The organism is Pseudomonas sp. Soil_N_39, from assembly GCF_057655955.1.
On sequence record NZ_JBDGLI010000001.1, the window covers coordinates 143,839 to 162,101 of the forward strand.

Genomic DNA, 18,263 nt, shown 5'->3' on the forward strand with positions numbered 1-18,263 from the left:
TTAATTTGTTTGCATGAGTCGCTTGTTTACTATCTGAAACGCGCAGCGACATTTCGTCACTGCCGTCCAAGCTACCTTATCGTATTTGGGGAAATCTATGCCGGCTCAGCAAATGGAACAAGGCTGTCTGACGGGTGAGCAAATCATCCATTCGATTAAAGGAATGATCACGGCTTCGGGGATCAACACCAATGCGTTCTACAAAACGTTTCGCCAGGCCCCGCTGCCCAAGGCAACGTTGAAGAAAGTGTTCCAGCAATACTTTTATTACATTCGTACGTTCCCCCAGATCCTGGCGGGTACCTCGCACCGCACCGACAGCGAAGTGATTCGGATGAAGTTGGCGCGCACGGTGGTGTCTGAGCTGGGCGATGGGGTAGGCGAGGCGCACTTCATTATGTTTGAGCGTGTACTCGCCGGCGTCGGCATCACATTGGATGACTGGAAGAAGGTTGAATACATTCCCGAAGCCAGCGAGCTGGTCGACGGCCTGCGTCGGATTTTCCTTGAGGGTTCGACAGAGCACGCCATTGGTGCTCATTACGTTATCGAAGAGTTCGGCTTTCCGATGATCGCCAACCTGTACGAAGGTTTCCGCCTGTACAGCGGGTGGAAGCACGAAGACTTCACCTACTTCTACCTGCACATGCTGGTTGAAACCGATCATGTGCAATGGATCAGTGACGCGGTCATGGAGGCCGCTCGAGACACTGACAACGGCAGCGATATTCTGGAAGGCGCTGGCGATGTACTGAACCTGTTGACCCGATTCTGGCAAGGACTCAACCGAGTGGCCACTCACGCCTGACCGATCAATACAAGGGGCGGGAAGTCATGGATGATTTGACATTGATTGGTCGAGTGGCGCCCTTCAGGGATGCCAGTGCCTATGCAGCATCCTCGGGGGCGTTGAACCTGTCGCAAGGACTTCCTGAACCCCTGTTTGACAATGCCATGAATGCGGCGTTGGCCCGCCAGGTGCGGTCGGGCTGGCAGTATGCCGACCCTCGCGGCGAAATGATTTTGCGCGAAAGCATTGCGGCCCACAGTGCCGGCTATGCGCCCGACAGCGAAGTGCTGGTGACCAGCGGCTGTACCGAGGCCTTGTACTTGGCCCTGTATGCCGCGTCCACGCAATACGGCAGCAGGGTCGCCTTTTTTGAACCCTTTTATCCCTATTACCCAGGAATGGCCACGTTGCTGGGGTTGGAGTTTGTTGCACTACCGTTGTCGGTGGGGGCGTCGATCGGCCCCGACTGGGCAATGTTCGAGCGGCAATTGCGTGCCGGTGTTCGCATATTGCTGCTCAATACGCCCCACAACCCGACCGGGTGGTGCATGTCCGCGGATGATTGGCAGCACTTGGTGGCGTTGGCAAAAAACCATGACTTCATGGTGATTGTCGACGAAGCCTATCGTCATTATCAGTACGACACCGACGCGCCGGCACAGTACCCCCACCAGCAGATTCCCATGATGGTGGCGGGCAGCGCTTCAAAGTTGTTGTCCATGACGGGAGTCCGGATCGGCTGGTTATGCGCGCAGGCAACCTTCATGGAGCGAGCCTACGCCCACCACCTGTACCTGAGCTATTGCCAACCCACCCCCATACAGGCCGCCGTTGCTGTTTTGCTTGATGAATTGACCGTCGGGCGACTTGATAGCTTGCGTGAGCACTACAAGCACAAACGTGATCGCCTGGCAGGTGCGCTGATGGCTGCCGGGTTGGATATCCGGTTACCGGCGGGCGGCCATTACATCATGGCCGACTATTCACGGCAGGCGCCTTCATTGTCTCCGGTTGAGTTCAGTCAACACTTGGCCATGCGTTGCGGGGTCATGCCATTGCCTGCGACGCCCTTCTACCTGGGGCAGTGCCCCACCTATGTCCGGTTTTCTTTCTCGGTAGCCAAACCCATTGTTGATCAAGCCTGTGCCCGCCTGGAGGATTTTTGAAATGGAGCAGCAAGTGTTCGACGTCATTGTCGTAGGCGGCGGTCCCGCAGGGCTTAGCGAGTGTATCCGGCTGATCGACCTGGGCCTGAAAGTCGCGGTCATCAGCGATGTATTCGGGGGGTGCATGGGCATGATGGGAGATCATCCATTGCAGTCATACTGCAATGAGCTGGAGATTGAAGGCGCTCCCTATCCCTTGCATCGATTCATGCGCAAGTTGTGCGTCAGCCCCACCGGTGAGGAATACGCAGCCTATATCCGTAGCAACTTCGAAGCCTTGCCTCTGGCCAAGATCCAGCAACGGGTGGTCACCGTAAGCAAGGTGCAGGGGGTGTTCGAGGTGAGCCTGGCCCCGGGCTCCCAGAGTCATTCCTTGCGCGCGCGGCAGATTATCCTGGCAACCGGGATTCGCCCGAAGGCGCCGCCCTTCGAAATGCCCAATGCCCATTGGTTGAACTGCTTTGATGTCTATCAAATGGTTGCGCGGGGGCAGGGCCTCCGTTTCCTGCAGCAGGATGTGGTCATCTTTGGCAGCGGTAACAGTGCGTTTCAGATCGCACTACTGCTTGCCCCGTTCGCCCGCAATGTGTCCATTCTGATCAAATCCTACCTGGGGCTGTATCCCCAAGAGACCGATGATCGTTTTGCCCTCAGGTCCCTGAGCCAGCGCACGTTGGAAATGATTGCCAAGACTTCGTCCAGTTCCTTTCAAGGGCCGCTCAACAGCGCCAATAGCACGGGCCGGGCCAATATATGGCTGCATGCCTACAGCCGCATTCGCCAGGACGGCGACAAGGTCGTCTTGGACCTTCCGGCGTCGCTCAATGGCAATTCGTTGCTCCAGGCTTCTTGTCGCAAGGCTCAAGAGTCGGGCCGGCTGGTCGCTGCCCAGGCATCCGAGGGGTATGAGTTGCACTTGGATGTGTTGGCGAAGGACCAATGCCTGGTGTCGGCCATCGGCGTCACCGCCCAACTCCCCGCTACCGACTGGCCACAACTGCTCAACCCGCAAACCGGCTTTACCTGCCACCAGGATGGGAAAAGCCCTGTCGCCGGCCTGTATTTCGCGGGCGCAGCTTCAGGTTATGCATCGATCAACACGATGGTGCCCGCAGCAGCAGAAATGAGTGCCACAACATCACTGCAAGAAGGACTGCGGTCATGGGCGTGAGGATGTTCCAGCCGCTGCGCCTGGACCTTGGCGATGTGCTCGGGCAGTCGCCAGCGGAGCTCAAACAAACCATCGCCGGGGCCAAGGTGCTGGTCATCGCCAACCAGGACGTCAGCGTTGCCCCCTATGTGCAGTTGATGCGCAGGCTGGGGGCACCTGTGCATCATGTGTTGGCCAAGTACTGCCTCGAGGACTATCGGGAAGTGCTGACCGTGACCAATCTCTATCGGGACGGCCAGGCCTTGGGTGTGCATGAGGGAGGAGGGTATTGGCACACCGACATGTCGTACAAATCGGCGAACACGGTGTTCACGTCACTGCTGTCGGTACGTGTACCGGACCAACACGGTGAGACTCAATTCATCGATTGTGTCGCAGGCCTGCATCAAGTTCGCCAGTGGCTGGATAGTCCAGATTGCCCGCAGCACCTGAAGGGCCTAGACCTGGAAAACCTGCGGATTCACCATCGGTTCGGCAATCGCGACACACTGCGCAATGCCGACGCTGCGGTGCAACAACTCAATCCCCAGGAGGCTGGCGCACTGGAAGACACCGTGGTTCACCCCTTGGTGTTCAAACACCCACTCGCCGCCACGACGTCGCTTTATGCACCGGCCGCCACGGCCATGCAAATAGAAGGGGTAACGCCAGCACTGTCCCAGCGCATTCTCGACAGTCTGGTCGACTTCCTTGTCCAGAACGCGCCGCGCTATCGGCATGCCTATCGCCCAGGCGACATCGTGATCTGGGACAACCTCTCAACGCTGCATAAAGGTCCGCCAATCCCCAAAAGTGAAGGGGGCGCCGATGCGCGCCTTCTTTATCGCATGAACGTCGACTTCCAGTGAGGCATTACCATGATCAAGACCATCGTTTTCCTGACGCCCCATTACCTTAACTTCGCCTCCGAGAAGGCGCTGCGGACGCTGGGTCGAGAGTGCCGGACAGTACTGATCGCCTATCATGCCGATGTCCTGCCGCCCACACTCGAGCGCAACGTCTCGCAGATTGCACGCGTCGATGCCGACCTGCAGCGCAACATTCGCCCGTTGCTGGATCATGACCAATGTCGAAGCATCATCAGCGATGAGTTGCGAGCCGTGCAGGGCAATACTTCGTCATTGCGTATTTTCTGCCAGGAAGAGTGCCACGTTGAGCTGGCGGCACAATTGCGCGAGGAGTTCGGATTAGAGGGCGATACACAGGCGATCGTGGCGAACTTTCGCGACAAGGTGCTGATGAAACACGCCGTCAGCGAAAAGGGAATACGCATTCCCGAGTTCGTGCCCCTGGATCACGTACGGCTATCGGCTGAGCCGCAGGCTTACTACGCCGAGCTGACGGCGCGATTGGGCTTGCCCCTGGTCCTGAAACCGGTGAACGCAGCGGGCAGTTTCGAGGTGTCGATCATTCGCAACGAGGCCGAATTCATCAAGGCCCGAGAACAAGTGCTGGCCTCACCGTATCATTTTGATTATGAGGTGGACGAGTTCATCGACGGTGACATGTTCCAGTGCGATTCGTTTGTGGTTGACGGTCAAATCCGCTACTGCGGCGTCCTGGAACTGGGCTGCACCAACTTCGACTTTGTCCAGGGCAAGCCCTTGAGCGTGATTCCCGTAGCCGATCCCACGCTCAAGGCGACCCTGGAAGCCTTCAACCGGGATGTGATTGCAGCCCTGAACTTTCGCAACGGTTCGACGCACCACGAGGTCTTCGTGGACCGCAAGCGCGGTTATCCGGTGTTCCTGGAAATTGCCGCACGCGTGCCTGGCGGTATCGGGGTGCCGTACCACGAGAAAAACAGCGATATCAACCTGATCGACGCCAATCTCTACCTCGTCGCCGGGGCCGCAGCGCTTGATGACATCAAGCCCAACGAGAAGAACAACGTGGTGTCCGCCTTGTTGCCCTTGCGCAAAGGTCGGATCAGCCAGCTCAACGAACCCCCCATTTCCAGTACTTACAGCATCGACTGGAGGGTCGCCCCCGGAATGGTGGTGGACTCCCGGTCCCTGGCCGATACCGCGGGCATCCTGACTTTGTATAACGCAGATCCAAAGGTGCTCCGCGCCGACTTCGAAGCCTTGCAGCACTACGTGCCAACCCAGGTGGAAGTGCTGGAGCCGGGAACCGCTTGATCAATTCCGCGGGCGGCAAGCAACAGGTTCTTCTCAAGGAGCAGGCATGAAGACAGGAATACTCGGTGCCGTCAGCATGGCGGTCTACTGCATCTCGACGGCGCTCTCGGCCGTCTGGGTCATGGTGGCGTTCACCCGTATCAGTGGGGCGGCGCTGACATTCATTACCTTCCTGATGGCCTGGGCGGTATTTTTCCTGGTGCATACCTTGCGGGGTCATGACCCGTTTCGGCTACTGCGCGAGGAGTGGCGAGGCGTGCTGCTGCTCAATGTGCTGACACTGTTCAGTTGGTGGCTGATGTTCATGGCGTTGCAGCGTATCGAGGCTTCAGTGGAATCGGCCATCTATCAGGGCTGGATGCCGCTGGTGGTGGTGGTCTGTGAAATGCTGGTGGCGAGGTCCGCAGTCAGTCGTTCCCGGTGGTTGGGCGCGCTGCTGATCCTGTTGTCGCTGATGGCCCTGGTCCTTATGCGCCTCGCGCTTGGAGTCACGGCCCAGGTCAGTCTTGTCAACTTGCATGAGGGCATTGCCCTGGCCACTGTCGCCGGGATCACCGGTGGGATCTATGTGTTCTGCTCGGCTCGACTGAACCGTGACAGCAAGTACAGCGCCATGGATATTCTGTGTGTCAGGTTCTTCCTGCTATTGATTGTCACGGGCTGGGTCGGCCGGGAAAACTTGCACCAATTGCTCACGCTTGATACCGCCATGCTCGGTCAATTGATCCAGCTGGCGTTTGTCAGCGTGCTGATTCCGGTGTTCACCCTGCAGTTTGCCATTCAGCATTTGGGAGGCGGGCGGGTGTCCATTCTCACGCCGTGCGTGCCGGTCATTGCCTTGGCGGCCGAGTTCGTACTCTCCACCTGGCATAGCCCCTGGGTGCCAGTCCTGGTTACGCTGGTGTGCGTGGCGGTGTTGTTGTCCAACGTCTGGTTTTCGCGAGACAGGCGCGTTGTTCATTCAGGGCCTATGCCGGTCGCCCTTCAAAAATAGACTTCTGTTTGCTGGAGCATCCCATGACTCTTTCCTTGGCCTTTGCGCAGGGGGCGGCAGACGCTTGCTCGAATGACGGCCGCAGCGTGCTGGCACGCACGTTGGAGATCGCACGCACCTTGATTGGTTTCCCTTCGGTCAGCGACCGCTCCAATTTGGACCTTATCGAATGGGTGAGCGGGTACCTGCACGGCGTCGGGGTGCAGGCCCAAATTCTGCCGGACGTCTCCGGGCGCAAGGCGAACCTGTTTGCCAGTCTCGGCCCGCCGCGCCCCGGCGGCATCATCCTCTCCGGACATACCGACGTGGTGCCCGTAGCGGGCCAAGCCTGGGCGCAGGATCCGTTCAGCGCCCACCTGGACCATGGGCGGCTGTACGGTCGTGGCAGTTCGGATATGAAGGGGTTTATCGCCGTGGTGCTGGCGATGGTTCCAGAGCTGATGGCGTCTGCACGGCAAAGCTTTCACCTGGCCCTGTCCTATGACGAAGAGGTGGGCGCGATGGGGGCGAAACACCTGGCCCCATTTATCACGCAGGCGCAGTTGGAACCCGCCGGTTGTATTGTCGGCGAGCCGACTTCAATGGCGTTGGTGATCGGCCACAAAGGGCGTCATGAAATCAATTGCTGTGTCCACGGCAAGGTGGCGCACTCATCGTTGCCCAGCGAGGGGGTCAACGCGATCGACTATGCCGCGCGAGTACAGATGCAGCTTCAGCAGGTGGCCAGACGGCTGGCAAAGGGGCCGCTGGACAGTGGGTTTGATGTCCCGTACACCACCGTTCAGGTCTGCCGGGTCAACGGCGGTGTGGCAGGCAATGTCATTCCTGGCCAATGCAATTTTGACTTCGAGATTCGCTACCTGCCCGGGTGCGATGCCGAGCAGCTGTTGGTACAGATCAAGGAGGACGCCAGCCAGGCCATGCACAGTGAGATGAATGATCGCGCTGCGGGGGCGTCCATTGAGTTTTTCCACACGCTGCATACCCCGGGGCTGGATGAGAAGGGCAATCAGGCATTCGCGCAGTGGGTTCGCGAGGCGAGTTCAATGACCCATGGCCGACAGCGAGTGGCGTACAGCACCGAGGCCGGGTTGTTCCAGGCCGCTGGGATTCCCACGATCGTCTGCGGCCCAGGAAGTATCAAGCAAGCGCACAAGGCAAACGAGTATGTGGAACTGGCTCAGCTTGAGGCCTGTGAGCAGTTCCTGCGCCGCCTGGCGTGTTGTGAGCCATTGCCTCCACTTCCCGCCGGGGGTGAGCAATGAGCGCTACCGCCCTGGATAACCAGGGGCGCGAGCGCAGAAAGCTGGTGCTGGCGGTGAGTGTGGGCGCCGCGCTGGAATGGTTCGACTTCACCCTGTTTGCAATCTTTGCCTTGCAGATCGCGGCGGCGTTCTTTCCGGCTTCCGACCCATTGATGTCGTTGCTCGCTTCCTACCTGGCGCTCGCGGTCGGCTTCGTTGCCCGGCCGTTGGGGGCGCTGTTGATGGGGCGCTATGCCGATCGCCGGGGACGCAAGGCCGCGCTGACCCTGTCCATCATGCTGATGGGCGCCGGAACCCTGATCATTGCGGTCTGCCCGACCTATCAGGCCATTGGTTGGTGGGCACCGCTGAGCATTGTCGTCGCGCGCATATTGCAGGGGGTTGCAGCAGGCGGGGAGATTGGTGGCGCGTTGGCCTATCTTGTCGAAACGGCACCTGCCGACCGCCGTGGTCTATTTGCTTCCAGCCAACAAGTGGCGCAAGCCGGATCATTCCTGCTATGCGGTTTAAGTGCGAGTCTGTTGTCGAGCGCGTTGACGCCAGCCCAGTTGGATGAGTGGGGCTGGCGCGTGCCCTATGTCTTTGGGCTGCTGGTCGTGGTCGCCGGTCTGAAGATTCGCCGCAGCCTTGAGGAAAGCGAGCCGCTGCGCCGCTTTCTCGATGACCAGGCTAATCAAGCACTGCCAGGAAAGGGGACAAGCCTGCGCCCCTACCTGCCCAACCTCGTGATGGGGGTGTTGATCGTCGTCCTCTGGACTGTTGCGACACAATTGATCAATTTCATGCCGACCTATGCATCGATGGTGCTTGAGCTTCCGCGCAACGAGGCCTACCTGGGGTTGGTGCTGGTAGGCCTCATCACACTATTGTGTCCCTTGACCGCACTGCTATCGGACCGTATCGGGCGCTATACCGTCATGCTCATCGGTTCCATGGGGGTCGCGCTCTGCGTATACCCAGGGTTCGTATGGTTGAACAACAGCCCCAGTCTCCAGACGTTGATCAGCTTCCAATGCGGGCTGGCAGTGCTGATGGTGCTTTACACGGGGCCGGCTTCGGCGGCCTTGGCCGAGCTGTTTCCGGTGCAAGTCAGGGCCCTGGGGGTCTCGCTGGCCTACGCCTTGTCGGTGACCCTCTTTGGCAGTTCCACGCCGACGCTGATTACCCTGATCTACCGACAGAGCGGGGATGCTCTGGCGGCGGCGCACTGGTTGTTTGCCGCAGCCTGCCTGAGCGCAATTCCGCTGGCCTGGGTAAGCCTGTCGAAATACCGGGCAAGCGCTAACCCTGGGTTGACTGCAGAGCACGAGACTTGAACGAAGATGACCAACAATCGTCACTGAAGGCTTCGTGTAAACCCGCACTTGCTGGCAGACCACACCACCGCCAACGTCAGCAGCAGGAGAACGACCAGGACAGGCGCAAACGCAACGACCCCCAGGTGATCGAGCAGGACACCTCCCACGATCCCGCCGCCGGCAATGGCGAGGTTCCAGGCCGTGACCAGCATCGACTGGGCGAGATCCGCCGCCTCTGCCGCAGTCTTGGCGATGGCCGTCTGGAACAGAGTCCCAGCCCCTCCGAAAGCAACTCCCCAAGCGGCCACGGCGATATACACCGCTACAGGCCTGTCGCTCATCGCCCCCAGCATCATTGCCGAAAGGGCGAAGAGCACCGTGCCTGCCAGCGTCAACGCCCGTAGATGGCGATCGATCAGCACGCCGACGACCCAGATCCCCAGCAACGACGCGACGCCAAAGACCAGCAGGACCAGATCCGTCCGCTCGCCCAGGCCCACCGCCGTCAAAAACGGAGCGATATAGGTAAAGAGAATGTTGTGCGCCAGAACAAAAGCCAGCACCACAAACAACACCGAGCGCACGCCCGGCAGCTTGAAGACCTGGCCCAAGGCAAGGCGTTTGTGGGTGGTTTGCCCGGGAAAGTCAGGCACCTTGAGTCGTATCCAGACCATCAAGGCCACGGCGAACAGGCTCATGATGGCGAAACTCATCCGCCAGCCGATCAGGTTGCCGAGCAGCGTGCCGGCCGGTACACCCAGGGATAACGCCAAGGGTGCGCCCACCATGGCGATCGCAATCGCTCGACCTTTCTGGTGCTCGGGCACCATGCGGGCGGCATAACCGGCCAGCAAGGCCCACAGCAGTCCGGCCGATACGCCGCCCAGCAAGCGCGCGACCATCGTCAAAGCATAATGAGTGGACAGTGTCGTAACGGTATTGGCAACGGCGAAGCCGGCGATGGCCAGCAGCAAGAGCGGTCTGCGCCGCATGCCTTGGGTCGCGGCCGTCAATGGAATAGCCGCCAGCAAGGAACCTATCGCGTAGACCGTTACCAACTGGCCGGCCAGGGCCTCGGAGATCGCCAGCCCTTCGCTGATCTGCGAAAGAAGACCGGCGGGCAAGGCTTCGGTGAGGATGGTCACGAACGCCGCCAGTGCGAGGGCAAACAGTGAACCGATGGGGAGCGGTGCAGTACCTTGAACAACCTCGGCCTCTGCGTCGATATGGGTGTTGGCAATCGTCATGTGTTACCTGCCTGGAACGCGCCTGACCCGCCGGAACGACGTGGTCAATCGCAGATTGATAAGTGTCGACTACGGTAGGTGCCCGTCTTTGTCGAGACAAGAATGCTAGAGTGCACAACACATCGGAAAAAATGTCCGCAATGGGAGCGTGGCGTGGAATCACTGAGCGGGATTGATTTTTTTGTGCGCGCGGCCGAAACCCGCAGCTTTTCGGAGGCGGGTAGGGCGCTGGGTATTTCGTCTTCGGCGGTGGGCAAAAGCGTCGCCCGGCTTGAGGCGCGGCTGGGTGTGCGGCTGTTTCATCGCAGCACACGCAGTATCACGCTGACGGCGGAAGGGACGCTGTTTCTTGAACGTTGCCGGCGCATTCTCTGCGAGGTCGAAGCAGCCGAACTGGAACTGTCGGAAACCCGCAAGGCGCCACGGGGCAAACTGCGTGTGAGTTTGCCCCTCGTTGCGGATTTGGTCATGCCGACGCTGATTGCCTTCATGCGCCGCTACCCCAGTATCGAACTGGACCTGGATTTTTCCGACAGACTGGTGGACATCATCGAGGAGGGTTTCGATGCGGTCATTCGGACGGGTGAGCCGAACGACTCCCGACTGATGTCCCGGCCGTTGGGCCCGTTCAAGCTCGTTGTGGTCGGTTCGCCCCGGTACTTCGCCGAGCACGGCACCCCGCACGCACCGGCGGACCTGCTGGGTCATGCCTGCTTGCTGTACAAGTTCCCCAGTACCGGCAGGATGCAAGTCTGGCCGGTAAACGGGGACGGAGAGCCGGAACTCAACCTGCCGGCGACCCTGGTCTGCAACACCACCGAGGCGTTGCTGCACGTTGTGCACGATGCGCTGGGGATCGCCTGTGTGCCGGATTTCACTGTGCGGGAGGCCATCGCTGCCGGTGAACTGGTCACCGTCCTGGACGACTTCAATCGGCATCAGAGCACCTTCCGCATGCTCTGGCCCTCAAGCAAACACCTGGCGCCGAAACTGCGGGTGTTCATTGATTTCATGAGCACCGAGTTGTTCAAGTGACTCACTGGGATATGTCCCACCTTCAATCTTCAGCAGACACAACATCCATCTCCACCCCAGCCCCCCTGTGGGAGCGAGCTTGCTCGCGATAGCGGTGGTTCAGTTACAGGGATGTTGGATGGGTGGCCCTCATCGCGAGCAAGCTCGCTCCCACAGGGGAAATAGGTTGGCCAGGGAGCAAGTCGGCTGCTAGCCGCATCACCTCCGGCCCGCCGTAGTTGTGATACTGGATACGCTTCATAGCCGACGCTTACTCTGGATTGTTGCTCGCGGGAGTGTTCGACCAGCACCCCAATTTGCAAGTCATCAGCGCGCATTGGGGTGAAATGGTGCCGGTTTTCCTGCGGCGCCTGGAGGACGGTTACTGGCCTATGACGCGAATCGTGACGAATGCCTGGGGCGCACGTTCAGATCAAGGGGCCTTGTTCTCCACCAGACAGTTTCCGCCATCCACCACGATGACTTCGCCAGTGAGGTAGCTCGCTTCTGAAGACGCAAGGAAAGCAACCAATGCCGCCACCTCTTCAGGACGTCCCGCCCGACCCATCGGAGTGTGACCGGCCGCCTTGGCTTCTTCGGCAGTGGTCGACCCTGTGGTGATCCAGCCGGGCGCGACGCTGTTTACAGTGATGCCTTGCTGGGCGACTTCCAGCGCCAGGCTCATGCTCATGCCGACCATCGCAGCCTTCGCGGCGCTGTAAGCCGCTTCACCGGGGTTACTGCAGCGGGTGCCGGTCGTGGAGCTGATGTTGACGATGCGCCCGTAACGGCGTGCCCGCATGCCGGGCAGAACCGCCCGTGTAAGAAGAAAGGCCGTGGTGAGATTTCGCGCCAGCGTCAGGTTCCAGGTGTGCAGGTCCATGGTCGCCAAGTCGGAAAAAAACTCCGGACTGCCTTGCATCGCCATGCCCGCGTTGTTCACCAGAATATCGACCTGCCCCCAGAGGGACTCTGCCCACAGCATAAACTCACGTACCTGGTTTTCATCGGTAAGGTCGAGGGCTCGCCCTTCGACGTCGAACCCTTCGGCACGCAGTTCTGCGACGCGCTCAAGGATGCGGGCACTGCTGGCGGTGATGATCAATCTGGCTCCCGCCGCGCCCAGCCTGCGCGCGATCGCCATGCCGATTCCGATCTCACTTCCAACCCCACTGATGAGTGCCACGGGGTTCTGTCCTATTGCGTTTGGCATGGTGCCTCCAGAGGGGGAATTGATTGCCGGCGTCGGCGCGCTATATATACACCCTGATCAACGCCCGAACACCGCTGTCATGCCCAATAACCGCTTTTGCCGCCAGGCCGGTGCGCTGGTCGGGAAGAGCGCCTCGTCGGGTCGAAAGCGGGCGAGACCGCAGGCGGCGGCGATGCGTTGGCGTTGCTGGCCGCGGACAAGGGCTTGCTGAAAACTGTGTTCGCTGTGCGCCAGTCCCAGCATATAACGCGTCCCCACCTGGAAGTGTCCACCATTGGCTTGCCACCAGCTTTCGATTGCCTGCGGGTCTGGCCAGGGCAGGTTTTCATCGGGGTCCATGGCGACATTGGGATCTTCAGGATTGTCGTTCGGGCCCGCATCGAACTCCGGCAGGGTCTGCAATTCCAGGTCGAGCAGTGCCAGGTCGGCGCCGGTGATCAGGCTGAAGGCTTCGCCAGCGACCCGGGCAAAGGGCAAGTCACTCATCTGCTGGATCAACCAGGGCACGCAGACCGGATCGCCCAGCAGCCCAAGGGCCTGGATACCGATGCGCCGATCCCTGGGATCTTGTACCCATTGGCGTATCCAGGCGATGCTGGGCTCGCGTTCCTGCCAGGCCAGCAACACACAGAGCGCGCGGTACTGGAATTCACCCGGTTGTTCGGCGAATGAGCGCAGAGGCTCCAAGGCCTGCTGATCGCCCATTTGGGTGGCGGCCCAGTTGGCCCAAAAGCGCGTGGCGGCGTCTTCGTGCTGGCGGTTGGCTCGAAGCGCCGGCAGCAGGTCACGCCGGCGCAGCTCGCCCGTCGTGCGCGCAGCACGTGCCAGCACGCTGGGGGCGGCATCGGAAAGTCCGGCCAGCAGGGCGGGGCCTGGGTCGTGGCGATGCATGCCGCAGGCGGCGAGGCCGAGGCGGCGGAACAGGGGCTCGGGGGAGGCGAGCATGCGTTCGATCCAGGGCGCGACCCGTTCCCAGTTGAGCCACCCCAGGGCCATCAGGTAACCGCGCTCGGTTTCCAAGGCACTGCGCAAATGCTCGCTGAGCCGCGACAACACTTTTGCATTGGCCGCCTCGAAGGCCAGTACCACGCAGGCGAACATCTCTCCGATGGCGTGTGGGCCGAGCTGGGCCAGTAGCGTTTCCAGGCCGCCAGGGGCCGCGATTCGCAAGCCGTCGAAGTGGGCGTCGAGGCGGTTATCGAGTTTGTCGAGGTGCTCGATGTCGTAGTGCGGGGCGCGCAGGGCATAGTCGCGCAGGACGGCGAGGAAGCTGGCTTCTTCGGCGTGTTGGTCCAGAACAATGGAAGTTACCAGCATGATGAATATTCGCCTCCAGCGGTTCTTCTACAGGAACCTTCGAATGACTTGGCCTGCCCTTGGCACGCGTCACTTCATTATCGTTTGCCATTGATCATCGCGGATCAACCCAATCGTTCTCTCCGCGAAGGACCACACCCCTTCGGTGCTGCTTCGAAGCACTGTGAATTGGAGGTCTGCTTCTTCTATGTCCAAGGCGATCAGAGTCTGTCCGGCGACTTTGTCCACACCGGCCAAATGGGCTGCATATATTTGATCGTTATAGGCCGCCACCCCCCAGTAGCTTTTTTTCGTGTCAATCGGCTGAACAATGGACCATTGATCTGCAACGCCGATCAGTACGGTTCCATTCTTGCCAGCAATGGCATAGTGACCGTTGTCCAGCCGACAGATACTGGTAAGACTCGCGTTGCTTGGTAGATCAAGAACGGCCCAGCTTGTACCGTCGAAATGCGCAGCGTAACCATCGGAGGTTACAGCGACCATATCGCTGCGACTGCTTCCGGCGATATCCTCAATGGTCACATCCTGATTGCCAACGCTTAACTTCGGCAGCGTTTCGAACCTATCGCCGAGCAAGCGATAGACCTGGCCGACAGATCCTGCGCAGATCACATCATCACCTAGGATACGAATTCTACGCAGTGGTCCGATGTTACCGACGGCAGCGTTCGCGAAGGGCTTTCGCGAGGCTTTGAGCGCCTCTCTTGTTATTGGCGATTTCCAGTCGAAACGCACGACTGAACCGTTCTCACCCAAGACGTAAGCGGAGCCGTCAGTCGCGGCATCAACCGAGAGAATAGCCTCTGCAGACAATCCGAACTCAAGCCAGACATCCTGCTTTCTAACGCCAATCCTGTTCTTTGGATTGTCATAGTCGTCGCCAATGGTACAGGCAGCGATGATGATACCCGCGACCGGACTAACACCCTCCTGAATAAAGGCCCCTTCAATAAACTCCGCATCTGATATTCCGTTCATCTTCATTAGATCCCGTGCTTGTTAATCGTCCAATACTATGGCGGCTGGTGGCTGTTTCGCCCTGGGCAGCGGATCGTTGGGTTTCACCGTCAATTCCATCTTCTGGTGACCATTGTCCAACTGCTTTTGCAGGCACTCCTTGTCACATCCTTTGGCTCCGGGTGGAGCATTGACTTTGCCAACCGCCGACTTCGCGCCTATCTCGCAACCGACGGCCAGGGTATAGGCCTTGCCTCGGTTGGCAGGATTAGCGAGCCAAGCATTTCTTTCGACGGTGTAATTGCACCCTACCTGCCCATGCTCGGTACGTTTTGAATGGCTATGGCCCTCCACACAGAGACAGGGGGCCTTGTCCGATTTATAGTTCGTCGTTGCGTCGGCGGAGCCTCGGTTGGCATGTGCGACGAACTCATTGGATGGAAGCAGGTGGTGGCCTGTCATCGGTTTGCCATCCGCGCCGTCGCAACAACGGTTCGGGGTCTTCGGCATAAGCAGGCATTTTCGGCTGCTACAACACTTGTCGCTTTTGTCATTGGCACCAGAGCATTGGGTCTTAATATCGTTTGCCATTGGTTGGCAAGGATGACCAGCGGTATCCATCGCAATTGCATCTTGATAAGGCCAAGGGCCGGTGTTGCTTGTCGATCCGTGGTTATGGGTGGTCAGATCCATATTTCTCACGACGTTTTCAGCTTCAAACTTCACATTCATCGACCAGGCTGTGAAATAGACTTTCCCTTTGATCTTGCCGGTGATGATCCCCTTTTTTGGAGCGTTTCCAGCCTCATCCCCATAACTTGTCTTGAAATAGCTCTTGTCCTTGAGCATGGCCTCCTTGCCACTGATCTTCACCGTTCGCGTGCCCCTGGTGGTGTCCTTGGCCATGCCGGTGTTGGGGTAGGGGATGGGCACACCGAGCGGGGTGGGTGGGGCCTGGGGCGGGGTAAAGCAGACGTCCGGAAAGCAGGCAATCGACTTGCCGTCGGCCGCCTTGCAGGAAACCTCCATATTGTTGGCGTAGACCTCATTCGCCATTACGCAGCCCTCACAGTCTGGTAACTGAGCAATGCGACGGCGCGTTCGCCGGCGTCGTTGCCGAGGTGGCAGAAGATATTCGGACCTTCGCCGTAGCCCTTGCGACTGGCGGCCAACGCAACGGCGAGCATGGCCGGGCCGATGGCGGCGCCGACTTCGCCGATGCAGTCGGCCGGGTGCCAGAGATGGAAGAACTCCTTGCGCACGCGCAGGGTCCGGCTGAGGGCCAGGGAGGCTTCCTTGAAGTAGTACTGCTCGCCGGAGATGTCGGTGAGCCGATAATCCATTTGCTCCAACCCACAGCCGGCTTCGCTCAGGGCCGCCCGCACAGCTTGAGTCAGGCCTTCGGCGCGCAGGGGAATGCCTTCGGCCTCCACCGTGGCCTTCTCCATGCCGAACCCCAGGCCGATGCAAGCCAGTTGCGGCGTTGCGCTGGCAACCGGGGCGGCCAGTACCACGGCCGCAGCACCTTCGCCGGGAATAAAACCATTGGAGTTCTCGCTGGTCAGCAGACGCTCGCGTTCTTCGAAGGCTGCGAGGGTTGGTCCGCACAGAAACGAATCGACGCCGGCGACCAGCACGTGGCGATGGCCGCCCTGGTAGATCAGCGTACGTGCATTAAGCAGGGCCACCGCGGCGCTGACCCGGCCGCGGGCGATGATGTTGGAGTCCGGATGAAAGCGCAGGCCCAGTTCAGCTTCGATGTCCTGCAATAGTCTTTTATCGAGACCATCCAGACGGCCGGGACGCTCGGCTTCGGCCACCCCCAGCAGCAGCGGGGTCTTTTCCGGGTCGACCCCGGGGGTGCTCTGTAACGCTTCGGTGATGGCGCGGGCGGCCATCTTGATCAGCTTGGTGCGGCCGCGCCAGGGCTGTTCCAGAGGTACGCTGGCGGCCATCAGCCATTCTCCACCTTGGTCGATGAAGCGGGTTTCCTGGAAGTTGTCGATGGCGCAGCGGATCGCCGCGCAGCTCGCGGGTGCGCTGAGGCCGACAGCGCTGACCATGCCGGAGCCGATGATGCAAAGTGCGGTCACCCGTCCATCTCCTCGGGCGCCTGCTTGGCTTTAACCAGGGAGGAGAGCGACGGGTAGTAATCCTTGCCCAATTCACGGGCGCGCCACCACCCCGTGGACATTGTGCCGACCAGCACCTGGGCGATCTCGAACATATTGCGTCGCAGCGGACGGGAGACACGCCAGGTCAGCTGCACCTGGAGCGAATCCGTATCAATCAGCAGGGTGTCGATGACCGCCTGCACGGTCTCGTGGCCGCCTTTTTTCAGAAAGAAGGTCACCGGCACGTCCATTTCGGGGATGCGAAAGCTCGTGCGCTCCCGGGGCGTGAGGTTGAGCAGCAGCACCTCCTCGCCGCCACGCAGGTAAGCAATCTGCTGATCGTCAGGGGCGGCCTGAAAGTAGCGGCTGTCGAAATCCTGCGGCAGAAACGGAAAGCAGTCGGCCAACCAGGCCTCGTCGTAAGTACCGGCGAAACGGGCGCGTTGCGGCCAGCTACGGCCAAGGGGGCCGAGAGCCATGGGGCGGAAGTCGCCGGAGGGGCTGTCGATCGGCTTGCCCAGTTCCTCCGTATTCGGCATTGGCTTGTAAGCGACTTCAGCACTGTCGATGCTGCCTGGGAACCAACCGCAACCGCTTGGATTGTCCGGGTAGCAATGACGCATATCCGGATTCTTGGCCATGGGATGGGAGCCTCCGTAGGCCTGGGCATAGGAGATGTCCTGCTCGGTAAAAGGTTGCGGTAAACCGGGAGAAACCCCCAGTAGCCCCGGTTGCCATTGGCGGGGGCCAAGGACGGAAAAGGCTTTGCTCATCTGACCGACACGAATGCCTGCGGCCAGCTGCGTCACGGGCCGCCCGCCTGGAGCATAGGCCTTGCCGCGTACCAGCACATCGCAGAATGGCTTGACCGGGGCGAAGTCCATTTCCTGCAGCGGAGCGCTGAGCCCCGGCTCGCCGAGGAAGGTATCGGCCATCAGCAGCGGTTGCTGGGTGTCGGCGAGGGTTGCCGCACGGCCGTCCAGCGGCAAATTGAAAGTGCCTTTGGCCACTATCACCAGGGATTCGCGGCCATCGGGCTCCAGGCCTTGGGTGTAGGCAGCAAGCAGTTTGCTGGCGTTGAGCAGCTCCATGAGTCGACTACCTGTCTAGTTGATCTGCACCGAACCGCCCTTGATACGGTTCACGCCGGAGGACCGGTTCGAGAGATAGGTCCCTCGAATCAGCACCTTGCCCTCGCGTGTGAGGGTGATGCTCGCCTTGCCGCAGCGCAGGACGATTTCCCGCTCTGCCGAAAACTCCAGACGCTCGCCGTCCAGGTGGGCGACAGCTGGCGTGGTGGTTTGCGGCAGGCGCTGGATGCGACCGATCACCAGCGGTCGGCTCAGGTCGCCGGCCTCGAACATCAGCGCGACCTGGGCGCCGATATCTTCACGGGCGAGTGGGGTAGTGGTGCGGGCGGCGAGGCCGGTTTCGCCGGGGCAGCCAGGGAAGGCCACCACAGGAGCATCCGCACTGGGCACATCCAGCAGCACCCCAATCACGACGCCATCCACGCGCGCGGACGTGGCGGAGGGGGAAACGGGAAAATGATATTCAACGGTCATGGCACCCA

General features: G+C 60.1%; 17 protein-coding genes. 9 read left to right on the forward strand and 8 right to left on the reverse strand.

What is annotated here, in order from left to right:
• Positions 1 to 163: 163 nt before the first annotated feature.
• The 8 genes from AC3A5O_RS00595 to AC3A5O_RS00630 are packed head-to-tail and all read left to right on the forward strand — an operon-like array spanning position 164 to position 8,843.
• Positions 164 to 808 carry an iron-containing redox enzyme family protein gene (locus tag AC3A5O_RS00595; protein WP_240998397.1) on the forward strand — a complete coding sequence of 215 codons (645 nt, stop codon included), beginning with the start codon at positions 164 to 166 and terminating at the stop codon, positions 806 to 808.
• Positions 809 to 834: 26 nt separating this feature from the next.
• Positions 835 to 1,956 carry a pyridoxal phosphate-dependent aminotransferase gene (locus tag AC3A5O_RS00600; RefSeq protein ID WP_122564847.1) on the forward strand — a complete coding sequence of 374 codons (1,122 nt, stop codon included), beginning with the start codon at positions 835 to 837 and terminating at the stop codon, positions 1,954 to 1,956.
• 1 nt (position 1,957) lies between these two features.
• Entirely contained in the window at positions 1,958 to 3,127 is a 1,170-nt protein-coding gene (locus tag AC3A5O_RS00605; RefSeq protein WP_487752733.1) for an FAD-dependent oxidoreductase, read from the forward strand.
• Positions 3,118 to 3,975, forward strand: coding sequence for a TauD/TfdA dioxygenase family protein (locus AC3A5O_RS00610; RefSeq protein WP_122564845.1), 858 nt, complete (start codon positions 3,118 to 3,120; stop codon positions 3,973 to 3,975). Before AC3A5O_RS00605 ends, AC3A5O_RS00610 begins: the two co-directional genes overlap by 10 nt.
• Positions 3,976 to 3,984: 9 nt before the next feature.
• Positions 3,985 to 5,268, forward strand: coding sequence for an ATP-grasp domain-containing protein (locus AC3A5O_RS00615; RefSeq protein ID WP_122564844.1), 1,284 nt, complete (start codon positions 3,985 to 3,987; stop codon positions 5,266 to 5,268).
• Between the two features lie 46 nt (positions 5,269 to 5,314).
• A complete protein-coding gene (locus AC3A5O_RS00620; RefSeq protein WP_122564843.1) occupies positions 5,315 to 6,262 on the forward strand; it encodes an EamA family transporter in 948 nt (315 codons plus the stop codon).
• 23 nt (positions 6,263 to 6,285) lie between these two features.
• Complete coding sequence (gene argE / locus AC3A5O_RS00625) at positions 6,286 to 7,527, forward strand: acetylornithine deacetylase (RefSeq protein WP_460078297.1); 1,242 nt, start codon at positions 6,286 to 6,288, stop codon at positions 7,525 to 7,527.
• Complete coding sequence (locus AC3A5O_RS00630; RefSeq protein ID WP_122564842.1) at positions 7,524 to 8,843, forward strand: MFS transporter; 1,320 nt, start codon at positions 7,524 to 7,526, stop codon at positions 8,841 to 8,843. The genes argE and AC3A5O_RS00630 overlap by 4 nt, the downstream gene beginning before the upstream one ends.
• Positions 8,844 to 8,863: 20 nt before the next feature.
• Here AC3A5O_RS00630 and AC3A5O_RS00635 read toward each other — a convergent pair whose 3' ends face one another.
• Complete coding sequence (locus AC3A5O_RS00635; protein ID WP_305467045.1) at positions 8,864 to 10,072, reverse strand: MFS transporter; 1,209 nt, start codon at positions 10,070 to 10,072, stop codon at positions 8,864 to 8,866.
• Between the two features lie 153 nt (positions 10,073 to 10,225).
• Here AC3A5O_RS00635 and AC3A5O_RS00640 point away from each other — a divergent pair, with 153 nt between their 5' ends.
• The gene (locus AC3A5O_RS00640; protein ID WP_305481591.1) at positions 10,226 to 11,107 is read left to right on the forward strand and encodes a LysR family transcriptional regulator; all 882 of its coding nucleotides are present in this window, start codon (positions 10,226 to 10,228) and stop codon (positions 11,105 to 11,107) included.
• 412 nt (positions 11,108 to 11,519) lie between these two features.
• Here AC3A5O_RS00640 and AC3A5O_RS00645 read toward each other — a convergent pair whose 3' ends face one another.
• From AC3A5O_RS00645 to AC3A5O_RS00675, 7 genes are all read right to left on the reverse strand, one after another.
• A complete protein-coding gene (locus AC3A5O_RS00645) occupies positions 11,520 to 12,299 on the reverse strand; it encodes an SDR family NAD(P)-dependent oxidoreductase (RefSeq protein WP_305467042.1) in 780 nt (259 codons plus the stop codon).
• A gap of 57 nt (positions 12,300 to 12,356) precedes the next feature.
• On the reverse strand, positions 12,357 to 13,616 hold the full coding sequence (locus AC3A5O_RS00650) for a TIGR02270 family protein (protein ID WP_487752734.1): 1,260 nt from the start codon (positions 13,614 to 13,616) through the stop codon (positions 12,357 to 12,359).
• Between the two features lie 69 nt (positions 13,617 to 13,685).
• Complete coding sequence (locus AC3A5O_RS00655) at positions 13,686 to 14,603, reverse strand: hypothetical protein (protein WP_487752735.1); 918 nt, start codon at positions 14,601 to 14,603, stop codon at positions 13,686 to 13,688.
• Between the two features lie 15 nt (positions 14,604 to 14,618).
• Complete coding sequence (locus AC3A5O_RS00660; protein WP_134924365.1) at positions 14,619 to 15,632, reverse strand: PAAR-like domain-containing protein; 1,014 nt, start codon at positions 15,630 to 15,632, stop codon at positions 14,619 to 14,621.
• Positions 15,632 to 16,669 (reverse strand): beta-ketoacyl synthase N-terminal-like domain-containing protein, encoded by a 1,038-nt coding sequence (locus tag AC3A5O_RS00665; RefSeq protein ID WP_122564834.1) that lies wholly within the window; start codon positions 16,667 to 16,669, stop codon positions 15,632 to 15,634. The genes AC3A5O_RS00660 and AC3A5O_RS00665 overlap by 1 nt, the downstream gene beginning before the upstream one ends.
• Positions 16,666 to 17,781 carry a DUF2169 family type VI secretion system accessory protein gene (locus tag AC3A5O_RS00670; protein ID WP_305467037.1) on the reverse strand — a complete coding sequence of 372 codons (1,116 nt, stop codon included), beginning with the start codon at positions 17,779 to 17,781 and terminating at the stop codon, positions 16,666 to 16,668. The genes AC3A5O_RS00665 and AC3A5O_RS00670 overlap by 4 nt, the downstream gene beginning before the upstream one ends.
• Before the next feature lie 15 nt (positions 17,782 to 17,796).
• Complete coding sequence (locus AC3A5O_RS00675) at positions 17,797 to 18,255, reverse strand: DUF6484 domain-containing protein (protein WP_305490405.1); 459 nt, start codon at positions 18,253 to 18,255, stop codon at positions 17,797 to 17,799.
• Between the last annotated feature and the right edge of the window lie 8 nt (positions 18,256 to 18,263).

Excerpts from the sequence above, each read along its gene's own strand:
- AC3A5O_RS00595 (WP_240998397.1), top strand. The coding sequence starts at position 164 with ATGATCACGGCTTCGGGGATCAACACCAATGCGTTCTACAAAACGTTT.
- AC3A5O_RS00660 (WP_134924365.1), bottom strand. The coding sequence starts at position 15,632 with ATGGCGAATGAGGTCTACGCCAACAATATGGAGGTTTCCTGCAAGGCG.
- AC3A5O_RS00635 (WP_305467045.1), bottom strand. The coding sequence starts at position 10,072 with ATGACGATTGCCAACACCCATATCGACGCAGAGGCCGAGGTTGTTCAA.
- AC3A5O_RS00605 (WP_487752733.1), top strand. The coding sequence starts at position 1,958 with ATGGAGCAGCAAGTGTTCGACGTCATTGTCGTAGGCGGCGGTCCCGCA.
- AC3A5O_RS00675 (WP_305490405.1), bottom strand. The coding sequence starts at position 18,255 with ATGACCGTTGAATATCATTTTCCCGTTTCCCCCTCCGCCACGTCCGCG.
- AC3A5O_RS00630 (WP_122564842.1), top strand. The coding sequence starts at position 7,524 with ATGAGCGCTACCGCCCTGGATAACCAGGGGCGCGAGCGCAGAAAGCTG.
- AC3A5O_RS00615 (WP_122564844.1), top strand. The coding sequence starts at position 3,985 with ATGATCAAGACCATCGTTTTCCTGACGCCCCATTACCTTAACTTCGCC.
- AC3A5O_RS00610 (WP_122564845.1), top strand. The coding sequence starts at position 3,118 with ATGGGCGTGAGGATGTTCCAGCCGCTGCGCCTGGACCTTGGCGATGTG.
- AC3A5O_RS00620 (WP_122564843.1), top strand. The coding sequence starts at position 5,315 with ATGAAGACAGGAATACTCGGTGCCGTCAGCATGGCGGTCTACTGCATC.
- AC3A5O_RS00645 (WP_305467042.1), bottom strand. The coding sequence starts at position 12,299 with ATGCCAAACGCAATAGGACAGAACCCCGTGGCACTCATCAGTGGGGTT.
- argE (WP_460078297.1), top strand. The coding sequence starts at position 6,286 with ATGACTCTTTCCTTGGCCTTTGCGCAGGGGGCGGCAGACGCTTGCTCG.
- AC3A5O_RS00655 (WP_487752735.1), bottom strand. The coding sequence starts at position 14,603 with ATGAAGATGAACGGAATATCAGATGCGGAGTTTATTGAAGGGGCCTTT.
- AC3A5O_RS00650 (WP_487752734.1), bottom strand. The coding sequence starts at position 13,616 with ATGCTGGTAACTTCCATTGTTCTGGACCAACACGCCGAAGAAGCCAGC.
- AC3A5O_RS00600 (WP_122564847.1), top strand. The coding sequence starts at position 835 with ATGGATGATTTGACATTGATTGGTCGAGTGGCGCCCTTCAGGGATGCC.
- AC3A5O_RS00670 (WP_305467037.1), bottom strand. The coding sequence starts at position 17,781 with ATGGAGCTGCTCAACGCCAGCAAACTGCTTGCTGCCTACACCCAAGGC.